The organism is Streptacidiphilus sp. EB129, from assembly GCF_041262645.1.
Lineage (GTDB): Bacteria > Actinomycetota > Actinomycetes > Streptomycetales > Streptomycetaceae > Streptacidiphilus.
In genome coordinates this window covers 1-1,003 of sequence record NZ_JBGCCS010000121.1, presented here as the reverse complement: position 1 = coordinate 1,003, position 1,003 = coordinate 1, and the positions used below count along the sequence as shown (strand labels likewise).

Annotated in this window: 1 pseudogene; it reads left to right on the top strand. The window is 60.9% G+C overall.

Going from position 1 to position 1,003, the window contains the following annotated elements:
• The first annotated feature begins 52 nt into the window (after positions 1-52).
• Positions 53-870, top strand: a pseudogene (locus ABH925_RS37725) (IS5 family transposase).
• Positions 871-1,003: the final 133 nt, after the last annotated feature.

Genomic DNA, 1,003 nt, shown 5'->3' with positions numbered 1-1,003 from the left:
CGAGCTTCGCTACTCGGAGAGTTGCGCGGTGGCCGCCCCATGACCAGGGGTCATTCCAAGATCCCTGCTACACCACTCGGCGGGACGCCATCCGACACTGGCGGCCTGGCGGAAAGCCCGGCTCGACCGCGGGCCCACCGGCCAGCCGGCGAAAGTCGAACTACGCGACATATTCAACGCGATCCTCTACGTCAACCGCACCGGAATCCCCTGGAAGTACCTCCCGCACGACTTCCCGACTCACGCCTCCGTCTACTACTACTATTCGGCCTGGCGCGACGAGGGAATCTTCGTCCAACTCAACTACGACCTCAGCGGACTGGCCCGGGTAAAGGAAGGCCGCAGGCCCGAGCCGACCGCCTCGGTGATCGACACCCAGAGCGTAAAGACCTCCACCAACGTGCCCCTGAGTAGCCAGGGAGCCGACGCCGCGAAGAAGATCGTCGGCCGGAAGCGGGGCATCCTCACAGACACCGTCGGACTCCTCCTCACCGTAACCGTCACTGCCGCCAGTCTGTCGGAGAACGCCCTGGGAATACGACTCCTCAATCAGGCCAAGAAGACCTACCCCACCATCTCAAAGAGCTGGGTCGACACCGGCTTCAAGAACGCCGTCATCGAGCACGGAGCCAACCTCGGAATCGACGTCGAAGTGGTCAACAGGAAGTCCGACGTCCGCGGCTTTCACGTCGTCAAAAGGCGCTGGGTAGTCGAACGAAGCCTCGGATGGATTATGCTGCGCCGGCGTCTCGCCCGCGACTGCGAGACCCTCCAGGCCAGCTCCGAAGCCATGATCTACATCGCCTCGATCGACACCTCGCCAAGCGCATAACGGACGAGACCACACCAACCTGGCGAGGAACCTACTAGGACATAAAGGGCAACACACTCACCTCAAATGCCCTCTCAGTGGGCGTTTTGGTATCTCTGATCCCATAAATGGCTTATGGTCGCGTCGCTTTGATTACGCTATGCCCGATAGATGAACAACATCCATCCTTCG